19 protein-coding genes are annotated in these 23,822 nt (G+C 37.2%); 10 read left to right on the top strand and 9 right to left on the bottom strand.

Going from position 1 to position 23,822, the window contains the following annotated elements:
- Window positions 1-105: 105 nt before the first annotated feature.
- Together FTV09_RS02640 and FTV09_RS02645 are read left to right on the top strand one after the other, a co-directional pair.
- The gene (locus FTV09_RS02640) at window positions 106-756 is read left to right on the top strand and encodes a hypothetical protein (RefSeq protein ID WP_024160879.1); all 651 of its coding nucleotides are present in this window, start codon (window positions 106-108) and stop codon (window positions 754-756) included.
- Window positions 732-1,523 carry a TraX family protein gene (locus FTV09_RS02645; protein ID WP_024160880.1) on the top strand — a complete coding sequence of 264 codons (792 nt, stop codon included), beginning with the start codon at window positions 732-734 and terminating at the stop codon, window positions 1,521-1,523. Before FTV09_RS02640 ends, FTV09_RS02645 begins: the two co-directional genes overlap by 25 nt.
- Before the next feature lie 68 nt (window positions 1,524-1,591).
- Here the strand turns inward: FTV09_RS02645 and FTV09_RS02650 are convergent, their stop codons facing one another.
- The 4 genes from FTV09_RS02650 to FTV09_RS02665 all read right to left on the bottom strand — a co-directional run bounded on the left by FTV09_RS02650 (window position 1,592) and on the right by FTV09_RS02665 (window position 4,273).
- Window positions 1,592-2,338, bottom strand: coding sequence for a hypothetical protein (locus FTV09_RS02650; RefSeq protein ID WP_024160881.1), 747 nt, complete (start codon window positions 2,336-2,338; stop codon window positions 1,592-1,594).
- A 117-nt stretch (window positions 2,339-2,455) separates the two neighbouring features.
- Window positions 2,456-3,196 (bottom strand): hypothetical protein, encoded by a 741-nt coding sequence (locus FTV09_RS02655; RefSeq protein ID WP_024160882.1) that lies wholly within the window; start codon window positions 3,194-3,196, stop codon window positions 2,456-2,458.
- Window positions 3,197-3,230: 34 nt separating this feature from the next.
- Window positions 3,231-3,770, bottom strand: coding sequence for a hypothetical protein (locus FTV09_RS02660; RefSeq protein ID WP_024160732.1), 540 nt, complete (start codon window positions 3,768-3,770; stop codon window positions 3,231-3,233).
- An 80-nt stretch (window positions 3,771-3,850) separates the two neighbouring features.
- Window positions 3,851-4,273 (bottom strand): hypothetical protein, encoded by a 423-nt coding sequence (locus FTV09_RS02665; RefSeq protein WP_159123867.1) that lies wholly within the window; start codon window positions 4,271-4,273, stop codon window positions 3,851-3,853.
- Window positions 4,274-4,332: 59 nt separating this feature from the next.
- Here FTV09_RS02665 and FTV09_RS02670 point away from each other — a divergent pair, with 59 nt between their 5' ends.
- The 6 genes from FTV09_RS02670 to FTV09_RS02695 all read left to right on the top strand — a co-directional run bounded on the left by FTV09_RS02670 (window position 4,333) and on the right by FTV09_RS02695 (window position 11,312).
- A complete protein-coding gene (locus tag FTV09_RS02670; RefSeq protein ID WP_024160730.1) occupies window positions 4,333-5,139 on the top strand; it encodes a hypothetical protein in 807 nt (268 codons plus the stop codon).
- Between the two features lies 1 nt (window position 5,140).
- The gene (locus FTV09_RS02675) at window positions 5,141-5,995 is read left to right on the top strand and encodes a transglycosylase SLT domain-containing protein (RefSeq protein ID WP_024160883.1); all 855 of its coding nucleotides are present in this window, start codon (window positions 5,141-5,143) and stop codon (window positions 5,993-5,995) included.
- Between the two features lie 85 nt (window positions 5,996-6,080).
- Window positions 6,081-6,587, top strand: a complete 507-nt coding sequence (locus FTV09_RS02680) for a thermonuclease family protein (protein WP_005006141.1) — start codon at window positions 6,081-6,083, stop codon at window positions 6,585-6,587.
- 5 nt (window positions 6,588-6,592) lie between these two features.
- Window positions 6,593-6,901, top strand: coding sequence for a hypothetical protein (locus FTV09_RS02685; protein ID WP_024160884.1), 309 nt, complete (start codon window positions 6,593-6,595; stop codon window positions 6,899-6,901).
- Window positions 6,902-7,073: 172 nt separating this feature from the next.
- Window positions 7,074-8,609: a site-specific DNA-methyltransferase gene (locus FTV09_RS02690; protein ID WP_024160885.1), complete on the top strand. Its 1,536-nt coding sequence runs from the start codon at window positions 7,074-7,076 to the stop codon at window positions 8,607-8,609.
- Window positions 8,610-8,624: 15 nt separating this feature from the next.
- Complete coding sequence (locus FTV09_RS02695) at window positions 8,625-11,312, top strand: DEAD/DEAH box helicase (RefSeq protein WP_180056646.1); 2,688 nt, start codon at window positions 8,625-8,627, stop codon at window positions 11,310-11,312.
- Window positions 11,313-11,364: 52 nt separating this feature from the next.
- On the opposite strand, the gene FTV09_RS02700 is transcribed toward FTV09_RS02695, so the two are convergent.
- The gene (locus FTV09_RS02700; RefSeq protein WP_005028493.1) at window positions 11,365-14,208 is read right to left on the bottom strand and encodes a hypothetical protein; all 2,844 of its coding nucleotides are present in this window, start codon (window positions 14,206-14,208) and stop codon (window positions 11,365-11,367) included.
- A 297-nt stretch (window positions 14,209-14,505) separates the two neighbouring features.
- On the opposite strand from FTV09_RS02700, the gene FTV09_RS02705 reads away from it, so the two are divergent.
- Window positions 14,506-15,168 (top strand): head GIN domain-containing protein, encoded by a 663-nt coding sequence (locus FTV09_RS02705; protein WP_044112290.1) that lies wholly within the window; start codon window positions 14,506-14,508, stop codon window positions 15,166-15,168.
- Between the two features lie 144 nt (window positions 15,169-15,312).
- Here the strand turns inward: FTV09_RS02705 and FTV09_RS02710 are convergent, their stop codons facing one another.
- From FTV09_RS02710 to FTV09_RS02725, 4 genes are all read right to left on the bottom strand, one after another.
- A complete protein-coding gene (locus FTV09_RS02710) occupies window positions 15,313-16,980 on the bottom strand; it encodes a virulence-associated E family protein (RefSeq protein ID WP_010591044.1) in 1,668 nt (555 codons plus the stop codon).
- Between the two features lie 28 nt (window positions 16,981-17,008).
- A complete protein-coding gene (locus FTV09_RS02715; RefSeq protein WP_024160890.1) occupies window positions 17,009-17,917 on the bottom strand; it encodes a hypothetical protein in 909 nt (302 codons plus the stop codon).
- Window positions 17,918-17,985: 68 nt separating this feature from the next.
- Entirely contained in the window at window positions 17,986-19,185 is a 1,200-nt protein-coding gene (locus tag FTV09_RS02720) for a hypothetical protein (RefSeq protein ID WP_005028487.1), read from the bottom strand.
- 1,096 nt (window positions 19,186-20,281) lie between these two features.
- Window positions 20,282-20,770, bottom strand: a complete 489-nt coding sequence (locus FTV09_RS02725; protein ID WP_227504920.1) for a hypothetical protein — start codon at window positions 20,768-20,770, stop codon at window positions 20,282-20,284.
- 388 nt (window positions 20,771-21,158) lie between these two features.
- Here FTV09_RS02725 and FTV09_RS02730 point away from each other — a divergent pair, with 388 nt between their 5' ends.
- A complete protein-coding gene (locus FTV09_RS02730) occupies window positions 21,159-23,822 on the top strand; it encodes a type IA DNA topoisomerase (RefSeq protein WP_024160892.1) in 2,664 nt (887 codons plus the stop codon).

The following is a 23,822-nucleotide window of genomic DNA, read 5'->3' on the forward strand; positions in this document are numbered from 1 at the left end:
AATTCGCCACACAACAAAAATGCTTATTTACTGAGCTAAAAACTTATATCCAATTATTTAAAACCCTATATAATTATTTTAATACTCTAATTCGAGTGAGTTGTTATGATTAGTGATCCAATCGAAATCGCAAAATTAAAACAAAGCATCTTAGATTTAAGAAACAATATTTTTCCTCCACAAAACCTTTTAACGGTTGATGGATTACCAATTTATTATGGTGAGAAAAAGTTTGTTGATGAATATCTTGCACAATGGATGGACTTTTATCAAAAAGCATTAGAACTTTCTAATCCTTTTGGTGATCCTATTGATTTGTCCGAAATAAATGAAATTCATTTGCCTGTGCATTTTAATTTGCCCGTGTTTGCTCGTAATGTCACTCGCATGATTTTAAATAAAACACTGGCCAAGGAATCTATTACTTTTCGTTCAAGTGCAGATCTGTTTGAGAAGTGTGGATACTTCAATCGTGAATATACGGATTTAATTTATGAGTACTTTGATCGTGATGAAGATAACGTATTGGTCGGGCATCGACCGTATAACGATATTCGTGCGTACTTGTTTTATGCCGGCGATGAAGAGCGTCATCGCACGAGATTTTATAACTCAGGCCTGGTGCTCGGTTATCCCGAAGGTTGGAATAGCATTGAGATCTTAGATAATCGTAACAACACCCGAAAACAGCGTAGTGATGCTTATACAAACCCTTTAGCGAAAAATAACACATGGTTCATCTACAAGAAGCTGTAATTAGCCAAAGCGCCGTGCGAGATCGCAATAGAGCCTTGGATCTATTGAAGTGGATCGCGATTGTGACCATGGTTATTGACCACGCATCAATATTATTTCCTCAATATAATCTGTTGTTGAGGACGATTGGCCGTTGGGCTTTTCCTATTTTTTGTATCATGCTTGCATTCAATTTGAACCAAGCTATTTCTAAAAAGAAAACCCATACATTAAAAAACTATTTTAAAAATTTGGCGTTGTTTTGTGTGCTATCAGAAGTACCGTATCAACTATTCAACCAAGAGCCATTTACAACACTGAACGTCATGCCTACGTTGCTTTTAGGATTTTTGCTTGTTGTATTGGGGGAATCTAAACATAAATATGCAACGCTGCAGTTTGTCTCTCTGTTAGTCGTGACCACATTGCTATCTAATTTTATTATGTATAGCGTGTGGGGCGTTTTATTAATTGTATTCCTGTATTTATTCTTTAAAACAACCAACGTTCGTTCTAAGAAATACTTTTTAATGATCAGCGTCTTGCTCACTTCATTGGCCAACATTTTCAACTGGTTGATTGGTGGCTACTATACGGATATGACTACATATTCTTTGGCATTCTCATTTGCTGTCAGTAGCGCCATTGCAACGTATATTGGTGCACAATTCCTACTGAAAGGACAGCACATGAATATACCTTTTGAATTACCGCCAGTGGGGAAGTGGGCGTACTGGTTCTATCCAGTACATCTCGTAATCATTTGGATTCTTTTTAAATTTGCATAATAAATTTAGGCACAAAAAAAGCACCAAAGTATTTACGACTAAGGTGCTTTTTTATTGCTTAATCAGCGTTATTCGCTAGATCCAGCATCTAAACCGAATGAGCTAATTTCTTGCTGTCTTTCTTGCTCAGCTGCTTGTTCTGGTGAAGCTTGTGGAGTAGGTGCACCAGCTTGGTTATTTTGTTGATCATATTGATTCAGCAATTGCTTTAATGCTTCAGGATCTTGAGCAATTTGATTCGCAATTTCTAATGTTGGGTCCTGTTGTTTTTTACCAGCAACATAACCAAAAATAGCCAAACCAATGAAAGCAGCGAAGAAAGTGGCAAGTACGATCAGTACAAACTTACCAATAACGCTACCTTTGAAGCGTTCAAACCAAGTTTCATCTTCATAGTGGTAAGGTTGGTTAATGTTTTGGCAACCATCACTAAATGCATCCATCCACGCATTACGAACCAATTGTTTAATTTGTTCTGTTTGCGGTAAATGACCTTTTTTAGCCACGTTTACCTTGATTTTTGGCTCTGCTAATACAAAACGTTTTTCTTCACCATTACCTAGTGTATTAACGAGCTCTACGGTACCAGAACAAGTGAAATAACGACCAACATCATTGTTTTCTAAAGTATCAAAACCACTGATTTGTATTGTTAACTCTTTAAGATCGGCATTCGGGATTTTTATATTTTTAGGTTGACGATTCAAATCTTCAGAATCCGTATCAACTGAGATTGTTAAAAGGTCATTGTTACTAAAAATTGAAACAAGAGGGTCGTGAGATAGAATGTCTTTTTGCTTCTTAATTAAACTCACAATGTATCACCAGTTAAAATAGAAATTAAAAGTATTATATTTTAAAAAAGGGTTTTAGTGATAGTTTATTTTATGTTTAACGTAAAAAAGCCACTTTTAAGAAAGTGGCTTTTAGGTTTAAGGGTGATAGTTATTATTTATAAAATATTCCTTTTTAATTCTCTTAATCTCCATGCCTTTGTCTAAAAGCAATTTAAACTCATTAAAATCATCACGCATAAGCTTATGAACCTTTAATGATTTTTGACTCTTAGCTTTGATAGCACTGTTGTATTGTACTGCAGCAACCAGATCGTAATGCTTATTAAGATCCAAACCATAAAGTGATGTTAATTTTTCAGAAATATAATCAAATATAACGGTCAAACAGATGACCTTATTGTTAGTGTTAGTCAGTATCTCTTCTGGAAATTCATTATTTCCCGAAGCTGCACTGGCTAAACGTGCCCATTCTGTCATGGGTAGGGAACCATCTTCACCAATCACGTTGATTAAGTTGTTTAAAAAGATAAAGCGGTGATTAAAAAACTTCACTTTGCTTTTTTGCAAAATTCTAAATGTATAAACGTTTGCCCAATACACAACATAGTTTTTAATCTTTAGACCATTGATTGAGTCTTGCGTTAATAAATCTTCATTGGTGATGCCATGATATTGAGTTGCTTCTTCAGTGACTTGTTTTTTTGGCTTCCAGTAGCTCTCTTCAGCATTATAAAGATACTGAGCCTGTTCTATTGATGATGTGCGGCACTTTTTAATACGCGTCAAAATAGACGACTTAATAATGTCAGGCACATCAACTGGATTCTTGACTTTGGCGGTAAATTCCAGTGTGAGGAAACATAATGGTGCTGGCATAGCTTGGCCTTTCTAATATCCCTTAATTTATAACTTAAAACGTTCTATTTTCTGAATTGATATTCGCGAAATAAGGAACTAATTGCTTTTCTCGGTCATGAATGTATGCAGTTGATGACATATCCAATACCGCACCTGGTACATAAGTTAGGTTTAGATTGATATTTTCACCGTTACCATCGATCAAGACGCCATTAAACCGCGCTTTGTCTGGATCTCCTTTTACAAATAGCTGTTGGCCAACATAACCGGACAAGCTATTGATATAGAGGTTTTTCATTTTTTCCGAAGATTGCAAAGCATTTATATAGAGAAGATCCATAATTTTTTCTTCTCCATTTTGATTTCTAATTTTTACTGTTTTTGGACCAACAACATCCACAATTGTAGCAATCCATAAGTCATGATGTTCAACTTCCCAACCATTGTAGCGACTTTCAATCCAATCGGGGCTTAAGAGTCTTGGCTTAAAGGGGTAGGAGTAGATTTTGAATATTAAGATCGAAACCACAATTATGATTGGCAAGCCAAAACATATTTTTATTTTATGTTTCTTAAAAGCACTGTTAAACATAACCGTATATACCAAAAAATTTAAAATCATTTTAACTTAAAATAATAAGTTTGTATTGGTTAAAACCATTGATATATCAATTATTCATCACTGTTATAGGTATAACCATCATCACTACTGCGATCTTTACCTACTAATAATTCTTCAATACGCTTAGCTTCAGCTATTGTTCTGAGTGCATTTTCCTTTTTTTCTTGTCGTTCTGTATTTTCACGAATCGCTTCAAGAATCTCAGGAGATAAGGCCTTTTCAGGTTGTTGTTCTTGGGCTTCAGGCTCGGAAGTACTTGCTTCTTCAGCCTTTATAGGTTGGTCTTTTTTCTTAGGATCTACCAAGTCATAAAACACAAGTTCTTTTGATTCACTCGTTGCGGATTCGTCTAAAAACTTCTTTTCTTGACCTTTTAATGGATCTTGTTCATTTGGAGTATTAGAGTTATTACAGGCACTTAAAAGGGTGGAAATTAAAATAACCGTTGCGAAGTTAAAAAGGGTTTTAGACACGTTGAAAATCCTTTAATATAATAACGTATTCTACATAATAAAAGTCCGTAGGTAAAAGTATGTCTTCAGATAAAAATAGTTCTGATAGTGCTACACAAAAGGTAAATATTACCAATGAGGTTTTAGATGAAGCTGCCATTAAACAGGCAATTGAAGCTAATCAACCCCGTAAATCAGGTATTTTAAAGCGAGTCTTTTTTGATTTCGGGCGTAAAAGCCACTGGAGTTCAGCTAGAAAAGGGTTTTTACCGCATTTATCTAATATTAGATCAATGCTGTCGCCAACATGCCCCGAATGCGGTAAATCGATTTTAATGCATGACAACAGGATTCCACGTTCTTATAAAGGCAACGTGAATTGGGTATGTGCACACCCTTTATGTGAATATGAAATTGTCGCACCTAACAATTTTAAACAACTGAAAAAACTCATTGCTAATACTCACTACCCAAGAGGGCAAGAACGTTTAGCTTCAATGAGTAATGATGAAATAGACAAGCTTATTAAAAACCATCAGTTTTCTTCTTATTTGTATTTAGCATTATCTATGTTTACAGGCTTGTACGTAGTTTATATGTTCTTTAAAGCGCTATATCCAATGCTTGTTGTACCAGGTGTATTATTGGTGTTTTATCTATACATGGTTAGCATCAATTCAGCTTATCGTGCATGGCAAGTCCGTACTGGTCTTTTATTCTTACCGAATTCGCCATTCTTGGCATGGTTCCGCTATGCGCCAAAAAAATATAGCTTATCGTGGTATGACGGCAAAAACCCATTGCCAGTTGAAACACTGAATAAGTTAGCTGACCGTAAACAGCACCTAATCGACAATTTCAACAACAACGATAAAGGTGCTGATTAATATGCTGTTAAAACCAACGCTATTTGCGACTCTATTAGGATCAAGCGTTGCTTATGCTCAATTGCCTCAAAGTTCTGAGGCTCTAGGTTCATATGCAAACCATGTCAATTCTAATGGATCAAGTACACCATATCGACCATTTCAGGTCATGACCAACACTCAGCAAGAAACGGCGCCAGCAAAGCAAAGAGGCTTTACGAGTCGTTACTTGGGCGTGAAGTACACACCGAAAAAAACTGAAGAAACTTCGACTAGCACTGAGCGCACGGCAGTTGCACAAAATGGACCACAACCTAGTGGCCAGCAAGCACCAGCACCACAACAACAACCCGTTCGCCAGAATATCCGTCCTGTTACTTATACCTATCCAACTACGCAATACAATCAAGCGAGTGCATCTTACGATCAAACCGTACCGGGTAGAGTCGCTACTTTGAGTTGTGTTATTCATGCTGCGCGGTCAGAAGGTGTTCCGCTGTATGTTTTATTGGGTATACATAGCAAAGAGCGTGGTACCAATGGACAAACAGTGCAAAACAAAAACCTTTCATTGGATATGGGGCAATTCCAAATCAATACCATACACTTTAAACGTGGCGGTATGTTTGAAAGTTATAACAGCCATTATGTGCGTACTGATGGATGTCTGAATGCGCGACTTGCAGCCAAGATCTTGCGAAATCGATTAGCCACAAAACCGTCAACCGATTTTTGGGTTAGAGCAGCTGCTTACCATTCATGGACGCCATCTTTTAATGCGATATATCGCAATGGCACGGCGAAACAACCTGGTTTAGTTGCGTATGCACTTCAATGGAAAAACTGGCTTGAGAGAAAGGGGATAAATCCTAACTAATCAGCTAAATATATTTTTTAAGAAAAAAATTCCAGTTATGTAATGCGATATAATTTACCTATTCTTTACCCACTAAGGATTCAAAATGAACCTTAATACAACTTTAAAAAGTTTAGCTTTAACCTTATCCATGTCTGTTGTTGCTACTGCAGCTCAAGCCGATTTTGTTGGCAAAGTTGTACGTATTTCTGACGGCGACACTATCACCGTTTTAAACAACAACAATGAGCAGATCCGTGTTCGCTTCAACCAGATTGATGCACCAGAAAAGAGTCAAGCTTTTGGTCAGAAATCGCGTCAGAACATCAGTTTCTTGCATGAAACGATTGTGTATGTGCAAGAAAATAGTAAGGACCGCTACGGTCGTACTCTTGGTACCATTTTTCAGATGCGTACAAACCAAGTGCCTAACTTAAACATCGTGAATAGTGTTAACTATAAGCAAGTTAAAGATGGCTATGCATGGGCTTATCGTGAATATCTCAAAGATAAAATTATTTTGAGTGCTGAAAGCAACGCACGTTCTCAACGCCTTGGTTTATGGGCTGATCCAAACCCTGTTTATCCAAGCCAGTACCGTCACAATAAGTAATATTGATGAACGGTGAATTAAATACCGCTAAAGCCGTAGCGGTATTAAATAAATATGTACTGCAACAACAATGTGGTAATCGTATGGAACTGCAGTTTTTCAGTGAAGAACTGCAAGCTCAGATTGAAGCTCTCAGCTTGGCTTCTGTACGAAATGAGTTGGTTACTCAGTTGGCAAATTTGGGAAAATGTCTTTGTGATGAAAAGTTGGTGAATTGTTCAGCCAACGCAAATTACTCAGAAGTGGCAATAGATTTCCTTGAAATGCACTTAGAGTCGCTGGAAGGGCGACAGTTCAAAGAAGGTTTTATATGACATCTATTGTCATATCCACGGAATCCAATTAATCACCAAAACAGAACAAGCCACTAAGCTATTTAGTGGTTTTTTAATGGGTTAAATTAAATATTTTCATCATTCTTATAGATATAAAATAAATAAATAGTTGATAATAGGTTATTAATTTAAACCTATAATTGTGATTTTTATGCCTTTACTCGATTGGGTTAATCGTAACCAAGCCGAAGAAACAGCAAGCCAAGTTCCATTCCATCTTTTAAAATTCCAGAAATCATTTGGTGATACCGATACAGCCAAAGAAAACCTTATTATTCAGGGTGATAATCTACAAATCTTAAAATCTTTACTACCTTTATATGGCGGTAAGGTTAAATGTGTTTTTATTGATCCACCGTATAACAGTCAATCAGCTTTTGAGCACTATGATGATAAATTAGAACACGCTCAATGGCTTACAATGATGTATCCACGTTTGCAATTACTAAAGGAGCTTTTAACTGAAGATGGTTCTATTTGGATTACTCTTGATGATAACGAATCACATTATTTAAAGGTCATGTGTGACGAAATCTTTGGAAGAAAAAACTTTGTAGCAAACATCGTATGGCAAAAAAGATATTCGAGAGAAAACCGTGAAGCTATTGGAGATGCTCACGACCACTTGCTTGTATATGCTAAAAACTCAATGGAGTTTAAAAAAGTTCGTAATCTAGTTCCTATGAATGAAACGCAAGCAAAAGTATATAAAAACCCAAATAATGATCCTAAAGGCAGATGGCGTGGTATTCCTATGACAGCGCAAGCTGGACATGCTACACCAGAGCAATTTTATGAAATTGTGAGCCCATCAGGTAAATCTTTCAGACCTCCAGAGGGAAGGTGTTGGGGTGTTTCAAGAGCAACATATGATAGATTGTTAGAAGAAGGGCGAATATATTTTGGTAAAAATGGTGATTCACAACCTAATATTATTAGATACTTATCTGAAGTTAAAGGTGTAGTGCCTTGGACTTGGTGGAACCATGAAGATCATGGACATACCGATGAGGCAAAAAAAGAAAGTCAACTTTTGTATGGAAAAGATGAAACATTCTCTAGCCCAAAACCTGAAAGATTGATGGAAAAAATACTCTATATTGCGACAAATAAAGGGGATATGGTTCTTGATTCATTTTTAGGTTCAGCGACTACCGCCGCTGTAGCTCACAAAATGGAAAGACACTACATTGGTATCGAAATGGGTGATCATGCTCAAACTCACGTTATCCCGCGTTTAGAAAAAGTCATTGAAGGTGAGCAAGGTGGCATATCTAAATCCGTGGAGTGGCAAGGTGGTGGAGGTTTTAGTTTTTATAAACTAGGCAACGCCGTTTTTGATGATCAGGGATTTTTAAATTCTGATGTTAAGTTTATGGACCTAGCTAGTTATATTTGGTGGCTCGAAACTAAATCAGCATTCAATAGTGCTGTAAGCCTTGAGAGTCCATTCTTAGGTGTTCATGACGGCGTATCTTATTTCTTACTATATAACGGCATTTTAGGTGATAGACGGCCTAATAGTGGGAATGTACTCACACATTCTATATTAAACTTCCTCAATGATTGCCATACCAGTGAAGGTAAGCGTGTGATTATTGGTGAAGCATCACGACTAGGTAAAACCAAATTAGATGAATTAAATATTGAGTTTAAACAGATTCCATATTCGTTATATGGCAATTAATACGTAAGGTTCCTCATGACTTTTCAATTAAAAAACTATCAAAGCCAGTCTTTACAATCTTTAGAGAACTACCTAACTTTAGCTGCCTCATTAGGTGCTGAAAAAGCTTTTAATAAGTGTGTCGGTGAAGACATTAAATATAATGATCGCTTAGATGGAATTCCTAGTGTATGTCTACGCGTACCAACTGGAGGGGGTAAAACCGTACTTGCTTCACATAGTATTGCGATTGCTGCGCGTAACTACGTAAATACAGATTCTCCAATTGTACTATGGCTTGTACCAACAGATATGATTCGCCAACAAACACTTTTGGCGTTATCTGATGCTACACATCCATATAGAAAAGCATTACAAGGGTATTACGGCGATCGCATCAAAGTATGTGACATTGAAAGTCTACAAACTTTGAACAAGCATGATGTGAATCAATCATGCATTGTGATTGTGACAACGATTCAAGCGTTCAATATCGACAAGGAAAAGACTTATCAACGCAATGCTTATGCATTTGATGAATCATTAAGTGAACATTTTACGAGCCTTACTGACTTCCAAACTGAAGGCATGGATCGAGTATCAGAAGATACTTTGAAATATCAAACATTTCTAACGCAACGTGATATAGGCCGTGTAAAGCATTCCTTGGTTAACTTTTTTCATTTACATAGACCGATCATCATTGTCGATGAAGCTCATAAGAACCGGGGTGGTAAAACGTTTTTTACTACATTAAAAACGTTGAATCCAAGTTGTTTGATTGAGCTTACAGCTACTCCAAAAGACAATAATGTGCTTTATTCAGTATCGGCAGCAGAATTAAAATCAGAAGAGATGATTAAACTTCCTGTAGTTCTGACTGAACATACTGGTAGTTGGCAAGATTGTATTCGCGATGCGCTAATACAACGCCAGAAACTAGAAGTACTGGCACAAAATGAAAGGGAATATATCCGACCAATATTGCTAATACAAGCTCAGGATAAAAATGGTGATGCTAATGTAAATGTTGTTAAAGAACATTTATTAAGTGAATATGAAAATATTACTAACGACTGGATTGCTATTTCTACTGGTGGTACCAAAGAGCTTGAAGATGAAAATCTATTTAGCCCTAAAAGCAAAGTCAAGATTGTAATCACTGTAGAGGCATTAAAGGAAGGTTGGGATTGTTCTTTTGCATACGTGTTAGCAAGTTTGCAAAACATAAATTCTGCAACTGATGTTGAGCAATTATTAGGCCGTGTTTTACGGATGCCATACGCTAAACTGCGTCAAAATGACGAGTTAAATAAAGCGTATGCTCATGTCATTTCGAGTTCTATTGCACAAGCTACGATGTTACTTAAAGATCGCATGATTCAAAATATGGGGTTTGAGAAGTGGGAGGCTGATGCAACAATTGTCGCTAAACCTCAGTACAATCTTGGGCTTGGAGGCGATGGTACAGCAACGAAACAAAAGATCCCTGAAACTATGATCTCTGTCCCGTTTGAAGTAAAGCCAGAAACCCTATCCGAAGAACTTAAGCAAGCAATTCAGACAAGAGAAAATAGCCAAGGTACCTCTTTGATTATCAATAAAGGTACGACTAATGAAACTTTTGATAAGATTGAAAAGGCCGTAATTGATCAGACTCCGCCTAAACAACTTGAAAAGGTTCAGGAAGTCTTTAATGAAGCTCGTGCTGAACGCCAGGCATATCAAGCACCTGAAAACTGGAATGCTTCTTTCGCATCAATTCCACAACTAGGTTTGTTCGTGGATGGTATGTGGCAAATTGCAGATAAGGAAACAATAGAAGACTCTATAGAATGGAATCTATTAGATTTCCCTATACAACTTGAAGGTTTTTCTATCAAAGAAACCGTCAATAGTTTTGAGATTGATCTTAATATAGATGAACAAAAACTCAATTATGCGTTACTTCAGAATCAACAAGCTCAATTTTCTAATATGCCGACTCTGGTTACTGAAACCGATCTTATTAATTGGCTTGATCGCAAAGTAAGTAGACAAGGGGTAACGCAAGTTCAGCTAAGAGCATATTTAACAAAACTGTTAAGTTATTTGCTTCACGTAAAAAACTTTACTCTTACACAATTACATCGTGCTCAGTTCCAACTATCCCTAGCCATCACAAAAGAATTGGATCGGTTATTTGAGTTGGCGCGTCAACAGGCTTTCCAAGGCGATTTGTTTAGTCAATTCCAAGTGGCCAATCAGCCTCAACCTGAAAATACATTTAAGTTTGAACCAGGCAAGTATCCTGTAAAGAAACCTTATCGTGGTGGATACAAGTTTGAAAAACACTTCTATGCTCAAATTGACGACCTAAGAGAAAAAACTGAAGGTGGTAGCCTTTCGGAAGAGTTTCGATGTGCTCAACTACTTGAATGGCACTCTCGAGTAAAATATTGGGTCCGAAATATACCGAAACAGCCACAAACATCATTTTGGTTGCCTACTGGTAAGGACTATTTTTATCCAGACTTTGTTGCTGAGTTGGATGATGGATCTATATTCGTTCTTGAGTATAAAGGTAGTCACTTAGATAGTGCCGATGATGCGAGAGTTAAAGATGCTATTGGTAGACAGTGGGCTAAAGATAGCCAGGGTAAGCGTATTTTTCTTATGGCGACAAAACTAGATAAAAACGGACGTAGTTTGGAAGATCAAATTAACCATGCTTTAGCAAAATAGATATATACCCACTAAAAAAGCCCCGATATTCGGGGCTTTTTCATATCTGCTTTTACATATCGAACGACTGTCCACGTTCGTTAGTTTTGTTTAAATTTTGCGGTTCTATACCATACAGCTTTAGACCATCACCTAGAACGAGATCATCTACACGCTTTTCAAAACGAGTAAAGAAATCGTTCAGTCTTTGGAAGACTGGTGGTTCATCTAACAGTTTGGCCATGTTGTTTAATGTTTTACTTAGACCGTTCACAAGATTGAACTTTTGTTGACGGTCCAAAGACAAGCTGTTCGATGTATCTAAAAGGGTGGTGAGGCTTTCTTGAACCTTTTGATAGTTTTGATCATTGGTCACATTACTGACAATCAAATGCACTACTTTGTTTTTGATCTTCAATGTATCCAGATTCAATTGATCAAATGCAATGGTCCTATCAGTAAGATTTTCTCTAAATGTTTTGAGATTCTGCCACTCTGGATGTGCAGCCTCTAAATCAGATAAAACTTTCATGATTGACGCACGGTATTCGCTATCAGACGCACTAATCACAAAAAGTTCAGGATACGACCGCTTCTTAGAAACTTCTTCCTGAGCTTTATTGAGCTTATCTTCAGCGACAGCAATTGAACCCTCAACATCGGCATTACTAATACCAGCTTCATGAATTAACTTTCTAGCTTTATACATTTCTGCTGAATGAAGCCAAAAAGCGGTAAAGATAGCTGACTTAGCGTAGCTATGATGATCGATACCTTGCTGAAGGTTTTGTTCGGGAATGGTCGAACGATCCACACTCTGCAATTTAACTGTATCTTTGTTGATGTCCTTGGATACATCAATATGTACTTTGGTATTTTGCATGCTATCCATACTTGGGTTTGTGCTAGTGGTTGGTTCTTTGGCACCCATTTTCTCGAATTCAATATCACCGGCTTTAATCTTTTGATGGCCATCTGCAGTAGCTACAACTTTCAAAACATCATTTTGAACTTTGGTGACATCAATTTCAGAAAGGATCTCCATATAAGACTTAATGCCCTCAAGAGTCATGACGGGCGAAGATACAGGTGCCGTAGCGGTTGGAGTTGATTTATCATCAAATGCTTTATCAAATGACGGCGGTTGGTACTTTGGTTTTGCATAGGATTTCGTGCTACCTGTACCAGCTGGTCCATCATAGTTAGCTTTTGATAGATCTTGTTTACGCTTTTCAATATTTGCGTTGTAATTTTCAATATTTGCTTGGTTTTTAGCTCGTATGTTCTGCAATTCCAGATATTTTTCATCTGATTGTGCAATCACAATGCCGTAATTCGGTTGGTATTCTTTATTAGGGAACTTGGCTGCATAAGCTTCGCGTTGACGGTTGTAGCGGTTAATTGCATACGCAACTTCAGGGATCTTGTTGTCTATACGTTTGACGGCGTTATTTAGTTCTTTTGCCAACTCTGCAGCTAAACGTTCAACACCTAAATATTGACGAGCATCATCCCAATCAGAAACAGATAATTTATTTTGGAAAACTGGGGGTAGGGTGATACGTGTATTTTCATGTTTGCTCACATCACCTAACACACCACTTAATGAAAAGTTGTGACAAGCTTCTTGTAAGCCAGGATTCAAACCAGACTCAAGCGTTTGGCCAGCATCGTTATCATAACCAACAAATATATTGGCTTCAGGATTGATGCTGCGGATAAGCTCAGCAACACTTGAGATATTGGATTTACTGTATGACGCTAAAACTTGTGTGTTTTCTGCAGTAAAACCCTCACCCAATAAACCAAGCTCTAAACCAGCATCCAACGCCTTACGTGCGCTGATCGCTGTTGCCCAACCCTCCTTGATCAAATAGTTCTTTGCATTTGGGTTAAAGACTTCATAGCCAACATCAGGATTTTTGCTAACAGGCAAGAATGCATCTTTCGTTTTGGCTTTATCAAAAAAGTACTTGCCCTTATGCAGTACTTCTTCAAGCTTGTTGGTTTCTTTGTTGCGCTTTTTTTGGCGATGGTGGGTGATACGCTGTAAATTGACGACTTTGTTATTGGTGTCAATTAACGGTGCAAGAATGACAGCTCTGCTTTTACGTAAATCAAAGCCTTTTTTCTTTTCGCCCTCAAGCTCAGGTTCAAAGTTGATAAAATGCTTTTGATACGCTAATACATTCTCTACTGTTTCAACGAGAAGCTGTTGATTGGTGGCTGATTCAGGAAGTTCACGCTTTACTGCTTCAATGGCTTCATCACGGGTAAAGTTATCTTTACGCATGATTTTAGCGCCGTATGGCTCTAGGTTCTTTTCAACCATATACGGCATTTGTCGAATGTCGCGTTTAAAGGTCTGAATGCTTCCAGTTTTATTATTAAAAAATGAATCGTCAATAACTTTACCAGCACGTTGCCACTCAATACGGATAGCGATTTGTGCAGCTAAGAGCTCTTTTTCTTGTTGAAGTAGATGCTTCTTTTGAGCTTCTTCAAACTCACGTACACGGCGATCAACATCTTCTTTGCTTGGTGGTTTGTAGTTAGGGTTTGAATCTCGTTGAGGCTTGATTACGTTCTTATAGTGGTCAGCAAAAGCAATTGAGATTTCAATGTCAGTTACACCAAAGCGGTGTCCTTTGAGCACTGGCCAGTATTCACCAGTATCACGGTTCATGTTTGGATAGATCCAATACATCCCTCGTGGTTTGACATTGTTGCTACTTGATTTACTAGGGTTATCTGATTCGGTGAGGCAAGGCACTTTTTCATCAAATACGGTCACGAATTGATATTTACCAGATGACTTGAATACGAATCCGTAGTTTCGCTCCAGTTCTTCTTGGAAAAACTGAAACATCGTATTTAAATCACAATTATGTCGGGCGCTCGGTACTTTCTCAGCCATAACAATTCCAATTTCTAATATATATTCAGGTGCAATGTGCTACCCAGGTTGCATAGGACTATTAATCATATGCTTAAGAAAATTTATACTTTTAGTATATACCGATTCTAAAAACATTTCTGTTTAATCTTTAATATAAGCTATGTCTAATAAAGGTTTAAAGAAAAATTAAAAGTTTTAATTTATTATTTTAATAAAAAAGATTTAAGCCCTCAATGTTATAATTTACAGACAATAAATAGGTTATGAGTGACCACTTATTTAGGGTTAAATTACTTTTATTAATTTGAGGTTTATATGTCAAAACAGTTTTTTTCGGGTTCTGTTGTAATCAATGGCAACGCCAATGTATACAGTTCAGGTTCAAACCATCAAATCGTTGGAAGTGGAAAACGAGTGACTAAGCAAGTACCTGTAAGCCCATTTAACGAAATCTGTATGAAAGGTCCAATGAGTCTGAAGTTTTTTGCTTCAAGTGATTCTAAAATGGAAATTACTGCAGACGATAATATTGTGGATCTTATTAGTGCTACTTTTCAGGGTGGTGTATTGGTTTTAGCTATTCAGGACAATGTGAGTTTTAGTACTCGTTCACCGTTAGAAGTATCGATCACTTACCCAACTTTAAAAGCTATTGATTTAAAAGGTTCAGGCAATATCCAGATCTTAAATCTAAATGAAGATAAATTTACCGCAAGTATTAGTGGATCTGGAAATATGGATTTAGACGGTACCATTGAACACTGTGTCTTATCTTTGAAAGGATCAGGCAATTTTGATGCGTTACCACTGAAAAGCACCAATTTAGAAGTGGCGCTATCTGGTTCAGGCAATATCTTTTGTACAGCTATCAATTCAGCTCAAGTACAGCTTTCAGGCTCAGGCAACGTTAAAGTTTATGGAAACCCAATCCATAAGACACAAAACCGAACTGGTTCAGGACAAATTAGTTTTAAATAGGTCGATAAACCTAGTTGTAAGACACTAAACCGAACTAGATCAGGAAACATTTGTCTTAAGTAGATCGATAAACCTAGTTCAATGAAAGTTTAGAGAAAAATAAACCCCAAAAGTTTGCTACCTTTGGGGGTCTATGTTTGACATTCAAATTATCGAAATAAAAATATTATTAATGAAGTTTTCGGACCATTCAGGATCGTTCGATTTACTCAAAATATCTTTGAGCCAAACCTTTAATGTTTCAATTGGATAATCTGCATTTTTGTATAAGTTAATCACGGTGATAATCTGTTGATTCAGTGCTGTTGTTGAATCATTACGTGCGATCATTTCTACAAGTTTTGTGTAGGCCTGAAGGAGTTCTGGTTCTTCAGCTCCAGTGACTTTACGGGGTTGCTTGCTAATCTGGCCAAGAATCTCAATAAATTGTTCTTTGACCAGCTCAATCGGGTGGATCTGACTAAATCCCTGTTGAGTCAGTAAGGCGTATGCGCGTAAAACCAAGCTAAACCAATTCTTTTTGGTCATGCTATCAGGATAGAGGCCTATATCATCCAACTGTTGTTTGATGCCAAAGAATAGGGCACTGATAGAGTAGTTCGGGTTAACCGTGCTTTGAATTGCAGTCGTCCACACGGCATTTTGCATTTTATGACGTATAACATCACGCGTGTAATCAACGCCGTATAAACATTTAAAATCGTTCCAGTCACTTAGATCTAGCTGTTCTTCAGTAAATTCAGGTCCAATCATGGCTGCGTTTACAGCTCGGCATGCTTCTGTTGCGTAATAGATACCGGGATTGCGCTTTATTTTGCTTTCTAATGCTGTTTTATGGTCATTATCATTGAAAATATAGAAGCGTGAAAACGGGAATTCGGCACGGAAATCACGTACTACATTCATGATGTTGCCAGCCACGTACACGACAATGACTGGAATAGAGTATTGAATTGATTCTGCAATTGCTTCACCAGTGGCGTAGCCCTCACAAAAGATTATCCGATCTTGGTTCCATGCATCCAATGGATCTTTATATAAGATTTTGAAAGCGCCGTTTGCAAGTACACCACGTAATGTAAACTTATCTTCACCACGCTTGTTTTTGTGTTCAGCGATGGTCTGAAGGAAAATGATTTGATTTTTGAGGTTTTGCCCCTCAACTAAAAGCTTGTTCTGGCGTAGCGACTGTTGATCTAGATCTGGTTGCAGATCAATAATACGGTTCAGAATAATGGTGTTGTTCTTGTGTTGAGGGTAGTACTGGCTGACATAATCAATCAGCTCATTTTTAGTGAAGTTGCTTGGATTGTACAATCTAGCATGACTGAAGCTAATCTGCTTTTTCACATTGTAGTTGTGTGGACGGTTTGACAAGGGTAGGCTTCTGGCCCATTCAAAACCCATATAGATTTGAGCCAATATCTCTTGGTCTTTTTTGTTCTTCTCAGCACTTTTGCATGAGTTTAAGAAGCGTTTAAGATCTTCTTCTTGCTGTTCCTTGGTATATACGGTGTCACCAGGTTGCAGATCCATTTCTTGAATGTATTCATACAAGCTGTAAGTGAAGTTTGCACCGCCAGCATGAAACCAACCATAAGACATACGTGCGTTATCTAGATCTACAAGATACCAGGCCGTTTTTTTCTTATTTTTTGTGGCGTCATTGTGGTGATTGGTTCTGAGGTAAATACGTTTAGAGCTTCGTTCAAGCTGAAAGTCACTCTCACGATCAAATACAATGCCCTCATTTTCAAGATGCGATCTAAATATTTTAGATAGCGTACCAATATCGATACCATACTTGATCATGAGGGGGTTCATAAATAAAGAAACTCACTTATAAATATTTTATAACCAGCGGTTGAGCAACGACATATTTTGATGGGTTGTTAGTTTGCAACGTGATTTCATGAGCGTAATGCCATGCCTTAGTGATACGGTTTAGGATGACACTTTCAAGGTCGTCTTCTAAGAATTCGTAAAGATTAAATCGCACGTTGTTTAAGATCAGTTTTTTATAACCTTTCACAAGGGTATTTAAAAAATTCTGGGATTGGTCCATAAAGGCGTTAACGTCAGCATCATAACTTATTGTGTTATTCACGACTGCATTATAAAAGTACTGCTCAGAATCAATTTTAATAATATGCATCTGCTCTAAGAATGACTCTAAATAAGCTGGATGCATATTTTTACTTAAAAACTTACAGATCCGCTTATTCTTGTTGTCGTTAAAATAGATGTATTTAGAGGTTAGCTCAGCATTAATCACTGTGACATATTCGCCGTCCACACGAAACTTCACGGTATTATTGTTGGTGAACTGCAGCATTAATTCTGTGAAGATATAGCTATCTAACGTTTTTTCATGCTTAAACGTCTGCTTGTCCAAGAAATAACTGTTGTACTGAAGATCTGCAACATTGGCATAGCTTTGAACGAATTGAGCGATGTCATTGTGCATGTTTTGGGTGTCGAGATCCGATACTTCAGTTGAAACCGATTGAAAGGCACTATTTTTATAAAGATGCCCTAATAATTCTGTTTGATTGTAGTTTTTAGGTTTAACTTTCAAGCCAACAGTAAACTCGTCTTGCTCATAATTCCCTTTAATTAGATTGCTTAAATAACTTTCAGCTTCTTGAAAAGATACGTTTCCAAGGTTGTCTAAAAATGATTTTAAGGAAGTGCCATCTAATCGTACTGCAACATGAGATATAAATGATGGATCGAACTCGAAACGCATAATACTTCATTGATTGAAATGGGTATTAAAATTATATAACAGGTTTAAGGAAAAAAGAATGAAAACCTTTAAGTATTATTACCATAAAAGTAATTTTGAATTGATTTAATAAGTTTAGTTTCGGTTTCTTGAGTATATAAACTACCTGAAATTAGTTTTAAGCCAGTATCAGTTTTAAGCCAATGTAGTGTATTAAAATGGTCATTAGCGATATGGCTACTCTTGTGCATGCGCGACACAAAACCAGTGTTCAGACCAGTATCAAACAGGCGTGGACAACTTGGTGCGTGGACATGATAGAGGACTTCACGGCGTTGATTGCTAGAGGGTGATTTACCTACGCCACGGCGTACTGGCATACCTTTGTGCTTTCTATAACTATTGAGAAATGAATCAATCGTATCGTTATACGTGGGTTGCATCAGGTAGCCACGGTGATTGTAGATGTCAGTTTTAGGATGAATAGAAAAATTAAATAAGCTAAGCATTTTACCAAGTAAGATTAATAGCTCAGGACTACCTTTAAGGTTGGTACCAATCAAACTATCTTTAATGGTTTTAATAGTATCCGTGCGATACTCTAAAACCACATAGTCTCCCCAATTAGAGGTTAAGCTTAAAGGATCTTCATCAGATATGTTGGCTTCAGTATCTTCATAGCAAAACACGATGATCAGTACTTTAACGTTGTTTCCGTTAAACAAAACTTCGTTTTGATGCGCGAAAAAACCATATAAAGGTTTGTCGTTGTGTCCTAGACCTGGTGTATGAATAAAGTTGGTCCACTGAAAGTAGTAATTCAGCAAATGACCATCGACATAGCGACCGTTTTCATCATTCAATAGGGTGCGATATACATCATTTTCAAGCTTTAGCACGGGTTGGCTGTACCGCCAAGCGCTCAACGCTGCAGTCGTAAATGCAAAGTCATAAAAGTTAAACTCAGGGTTCATATTTTTATAGAACAATGCATAAGGCTGTAACACACTTTCCCATACCTGTAATGGGATAAAGATGTTGGAACCCCACTTAGGAATCTCCGCAAAATAACCAGTGCCATAGGTATGATTTACGTTATCCCAAAACAGGCGTTCTAGCTGTTTATAGTCTGGAATGTCTTCGCTTTTAACCAATGATGCTGTACATAATGCTAACTTTTTCTCCAGTGCCAATAATTGACTGACAGGAGGGTATAAGCGACCAGCTTTTTGCGTAAAAACTTCCGCATTCAACTTTGATATAACATCAGCAAAGATTGAATCTTTCACTATACTGGTCTTCCATAAAAGGTGTGTGAGGGTGGCTAATTAGTATAAGGCATTCTAACAAGTTGTATGTATTCTATAAGGCGTAAAACTCTAAAAAGTTGATAATATATATCAGTTTTTAAAGCATTCACATTTCATACATAATTCTAACCTTGCTCAAATATAACATCATATTGTTTGCGATTTCTAAACAACAGTTTAACTAATCTGCAATATATCAGGGTAGAGCTGAGTATAGGGCTTAATCATTACTTTTGTTCAGCATGAGATAATAGTTTGTGGAATTTCCGTGAATATGATTAAAAAAGCTTTAAAACTTATTAGAGATCGGTTATATTACGAATCAAGGGATATTACCCTATTTAATAAACTATTAGACTGAGATTGTTCTAATAGTTTTTTTTTGCCCTTTTTTTGACATTTCCTGTTTTTTCTTCTATAGCTTCTGCTATATTTCTCCATATTTTACTCTATTTTTCGTTATTTTGATTAATTTTTAATCAATGTTAAAAGCTTAAATAATCAGCAACTTAGCCATTTATACCCACTACTATCCACAAAAACCTGTGCATAAAAAAACCAAATATTAAATCCCAAAATGGAATTTCTTCAATTTTAAGCTATAATTATGCTCATAGTTTTAATCATTGTAGTGGACTTAGTTATGAGCCATGTAGACCAAATAGAAACGATTAAAATTACTAACCGCGAAATCGGAATATTGCCTAACAATGTGCCAGTAGTAGATCAGTTTTTGAATAACTACCGCACACATAAAGCATCAACGACTCATTCAGTGGCTAGTAATTCACCTTTAATGAACATTACCAATTCAATGCATGTGCATCGAGTAGAAGATTCCCCCTATACTCAACCTATTCGTAAACTTCATTAGAAATAAAAAAAGCAGCGATTTCGCTGCTTTTTTATTGCCTATTGCATTTCTTTAGTGCTGATCCATATAGCTTTGAGTGAGCTTCTTACGCTCGTAATTCTCTTTGAGCTGTATGCCAATACCAATAATTATTATAGGTAAAATGGCTAGGGCAAAAAGAATGCAGATCGAATCAAAAATTGGCCTGGGCATATGAGCGCATTATTGCGGATTCGCATTGGTTAATTCCTCCAGTGTTGGTGGTTTTGTGGCGACTGGTTCATTTGCTGGTGCTTCAGGTGACACTTCTGGTACTTCAGGTGATACTTCTGGTGTTGAATTTGGTTCTTGTTGTGGATCTAACTTGTCTTCATAAGACTCTTGTGGAAGGCTATTGCTTGCAACAAAGTTATCTAGAATATCCTGAGCCTTATATGCCTTATTGCATTCGTCATTTGAGGCGTACATTTCTTTTTGTACGCTATCGTCTAAATACTTTTCTCGGCCATCACTAACATCATCGCTGTAATAACCAGCTTTCTTAGCAGAATCTATATAAATGGAATAACAAATATTTAAAACATTACTACGCTCGTAATCATGTTTGTAATACCAGTCAATACTACGTTCCTTTGCATCAGTTTTCGTATCTTCAAGGTATTGATCTAAGCGTTTCTCTTGTGGCGTAGACGAACACCCGATGATTAACAATGAGGTGCTTAAAACTATAAGTTTTTTAATCATGGTTTTAGCTTAAAACAAACGATACCTTTATAGTACAACATTAATTCGTTAAATAATATTTTTGGAATTTTAATTTGTGACGGTTAAACAGTGCATTTTCAAACAATTAAGCCATTTTTTCCCATAATTTTAGATAAATATTGTTGTCTTTTTTCGCGTAGATTATTGAAAACAGGAAGTAATTTAACCACTTGAAATGTTCATCCAACTAAAGATTAAGAAATAAGCCCTTAAAAGTGTTTGTTTATCAACCCTTAAACCTATTTAAACATTTTAAAATTGTATATACTTAAACCATTACTAGATTAACTTCAGTAATTATTACTAAAGAAAGTTAAAAATTGGATGAATTTTAATGAGTAGTTTGTTCATAGTAGAGTCACCCGGAAAGGTCGAAAAAATTCAACATATCTTGGATGACCTGTATCCGCACGAATTCGTTGTACGCGCTTCAGTTGGCCATGTATGTGATTTACCTAATCATGAGATCGGTTTCTCATATCCAGCCTTTGTTCCTAAATACGAAATATCTCAAAATAAAACACGCGTTGTTCAAGAATTAAGACAGGCTGCTAAAAATGCAGATACGGTTTTCCTCGCAACTGACTTGGACCGTGAAGGTGAAGCCATTGCATATCACTTAAAACGTATCCTGAACTTATCTGACGATCAGTATATTCGCGTCAAATATAACGCTATTGATAAAACTACGATCGCTAATGCACTTCAAAATGGTGAAGAGCTGGATCAAGGTATGGTGGCATCTCAAGAAACACGCCGTTTCCTTGACCGTATGATCGGTTTTTACTTGTATGAGCCAATTTCAAATATTTTAAAAGGCAAATTTCCTGTTGGCCGTGTTCAATCTGCCGTACTCGTTGTGCTTGGTGATTTAGAAGATCTACTGAAAAACTTCAAATCACATGAACATTACAACCTTGAAGTAACTCTAAAACAAGGTTGGGCTGCGAAATGGGATTTTTCTAAGTGGCTTAATCCTGAAATGAAGGATGTGCACAATAACCAGTGGTTAGATAAAGCTTCAATTACCCGTCTACAAAGCGAAATTGATAAAAAAGACTTAACCATTACCAGTGTTGAAACTAAGCCATCTTTCCGTAGTGCTCCAGCGCCGTTTATTACTGTTGATCTGCAAGCTGCAGCTGCAGCGCGTCTTGGTTTGGATCTAAAACAAACTATGGATGCAGCGCAAAAGTTATATGAAGGTGGTTATATCACTTACCATCGTACTGATGCTGCCGTAATTTCGCCTGAGGGCATGCAAGCTCTAGAAGCTTTTGGTGAGAGAGAGGGCATTGCGATTATCGGCAATAAAGCCAAATCTCGCGATGGTGCTCAAGAAGCACATGAATGTATTCGTCCTAGTGACTTCTTTACCTTTGAAGCTGGTGAGGACAAAGTTCAAAAGGATCTATACCGTCTAATCTGGTTGCGTACTGTTGCATCGCAAATGGCTCCAGCTGAATACGAAGTTAAATCCGTTGTAGGTGTCTATAAAGATGTCACGCTCAATGTAGATGGTGAAAGCATTACTAAAGATGCTGAATTCAAAGCTTCTAGCCGTATCTTAAAGGAAGATGGTTGGTTGGGTTTATTAAAGACCTACAGTATTGATGAAAATGCACTTGAATACGTGGACGGTGAAGAAGATTCAGAAAAAGAACCTGAACATACGCTACCTATGGATATTGAGGTCGGTCAAAACCACAATGTTATTGCTGGTAAAGTTATCGCGACCAAAACCAAACCACGTTCACGCTACACCGTACCATCATTGGTCAAATTACTTGAGAAAAAAGGAATTGGTCGTCCTAGTACTTATCAATCAATCTTTGAACGTTTAATCAAGCACGGCTATATCAAGCTTGTTAAAAAGAAAATTGAAGTTACACCGCATGGATTGACCTTGATTCAAAACATTAGAGGTAAGTTTAGTTTTGCAGATCCGCTTTACACCAAAGAAATTGAAGAAACACTGGATCTAATCGCTACTGGTGATGCCGATTACAAACAAGAACTCCAAAAGTTCCATTTAGGGATTGAAAGTGAATTAGGACAGTTCTCAAAACATTGGCTTGATTCATTCCCTATCTACAAATGTAATAACTGTGATGACGGACGCATGTTGCCGAAAATCGGTACCAATCGCGACAAAACAACATCGGTCTACTGGTCATGTAATTCATGCAAAAGTTCAGCGCCAAACAGAAATGTTGATGGTAAAGATGAACCGGGTAAGCCAACTGTACGTGAGCCAACTACTCATTTATGTTTATGTGGCAAAACACTGACTCAGGTTACAACTGATAAATCTGTATTTTTTGAGTGCTCTCAACGTGCGTTCGTAGATGGCACCTGTAAAGAAACATACCGTTCTACAAATGACGAAAGCGGTAACTTGGTTCCTGATTTTGACGAATATCGCCGTAACCATACATACAAATGTCAGCTTGAAGGGTGTGGCGGTTGGTTGCGTGAGTTAAAAGGTATTTCAACTTCTTCAGGTAAGCCGTATCACTTCTTTTCTTGTGAAAAATCCAATCCAAACCTGAAAGGCAAAAAATGTAAGTCGGGTCCATTAGAGGTGTTCCCTGATGGTAGTCCTAACTACGAGCCAAGATTCCAAGTGACCAAAACAGAGTATCCATGTATCTGTAAAAAGCCTCTTATACATACCAAGTACCGCAAAGAACCTGGTGTTTACGAAGAGCGATACAGTTGTGAAGCTGCATCATGTAAACGTTATTTCGACATATTGCCAGATGGATCACCAGATACCCAACTTACAAAATCTCGCACTGGCAACGAAGCCAAGTGTTTTGAGTGTGGTCAGACCATGATTCAGTCTGCATTTAATTTACGTGGTGAACGTAAGTTTAAATGGGATTGCTTTAGCTGTGGTGCAAGTGGATACGACAACAACGGTGAGCCAGTTCAACGTGGTAAAAAGAAAGCCAAGTCTAAATCGACCTCTACAAAAGCTAAATCAAGTAAATAA

The sequence above is a fragment of the Acinetobacter sp. YH12227 genome (genome assembly GCF_013417785.1).
Taxonomy (GTDB): domain Bacteria; phylum Pseudomonadota; class Gammaproteobacteria; order Pseudomonadales; family Moraxellaceae; genus Acinetobacter; species Acinetobacter gandensis.

Excerpts from the sequence above, each read along its gene's own strand:
- FTV09_RS02640 (WP_024160879.1), top strand. The coding sequence starts at position 106 with ATGATTAGTGATCCAATCGAAATCGCAAAATTAAAACAAAGCATCTTA.
- FTV09_RS02660 (WP_024160732.1), bottom strand. The coding sequence starts at position 3,770 with ATGTTTAACAGTGCTTTTAAGAAACATAAAATAAAAATATGTTTTGGC.
- FTV09_RS02645 (WP_024160880.1), top strand. The coding sequence starts at position 732 with ATGGTTCATCTACAAGAAGCTGTAATTAGCCAAAGCGCCGTGCGAGAT.
- FTV09_RS02695 (WP_180056646.1), top strand. The coding sequence starts at position 8,625 with ATGACTTTTCAATTAAAAAACTATCAAAGCCAGTCTTTACAATCTTTA.
- FTV09_RS02655 (WP_024160882.1), bottom strand. The coding sequence starts at position 3,196 with ATGCCAGCACCATTATGTTTCCTCACACTGGAATTTACCGCCAAAGTC.
- FTV09_RS02730 (WP_024160892.1), top strand. The coding sequence starts at position 21,159 with ATGAGTAGTTTGTTCATAGTAGAGTCACCCGGAAAGGTCGAAAAAATT.
- FTV09_RS02690 (WP_024160885.1), top strand. The coding sequence starts at position 7,074 with ATGCCTTTACTCGATTGGGTTAATCGTAACCAAGCCGAAGAAACAGCA.
- FTV09_RS02700 (WP_005028493.1), bottom strand. The coding sequence starts at position 14,208 with ATGGCTGAGAAAGTACCGAGCGCCCGACATAATTGTGATTTAAATACG.
- FTV09_RS02715 (WP_024160890.1), bottom strand. The coding sequence starts at position 17,917 with ATGCGTTTCGAGTTCGATCCATCATTTATATCTCATGTTGCAGTACGA.
- FTV09_RS02670 (WP_024160730.1), top strand. The coding sequence starts at position 4,333 with ATGTCTTCAGATAAAAATAGTTCTGATAGTGCTACACAAAAGGTAAAT.
- FTV09_RS02675 (WP_024160883.1), top strand. The coding sequence starts at position 5,141 with ATGCTGTTAAAACCAACGCTATTTGCGACTCTATTAGGATCAAGCGTT.
- FTV09_RS02680 (WP_005006141.1), top strand. The coding sequence starts at position 6,081 with ATGAACCTTAATACAACTTTAAAAAGTTTAGCTTTAACCTTATCCATG.
- FTV09_RS02710 (WP_010591044.1), bottom strand. The coding sequence starts at position 16,980 with ATGATCAAGTATGGTATCGATATTGGTACGCTATCTAAAATATTTAGA.
- FTV09_RS02705 (WP_044112290.1), top strand. The coding sequence starts at position 14,506 with ATGTCAAAACAGTTTTTTTCGGGTTCTGTTGTAATCAATGGCAACGCC.
- FTV09_RS02685 (WP_024160884.1), top strand. The coding sequence starts at position 6,593 with ATGAACGGTGAATTAAATACCGCTAAAGCCGTAGCGGTATTAAATAAA.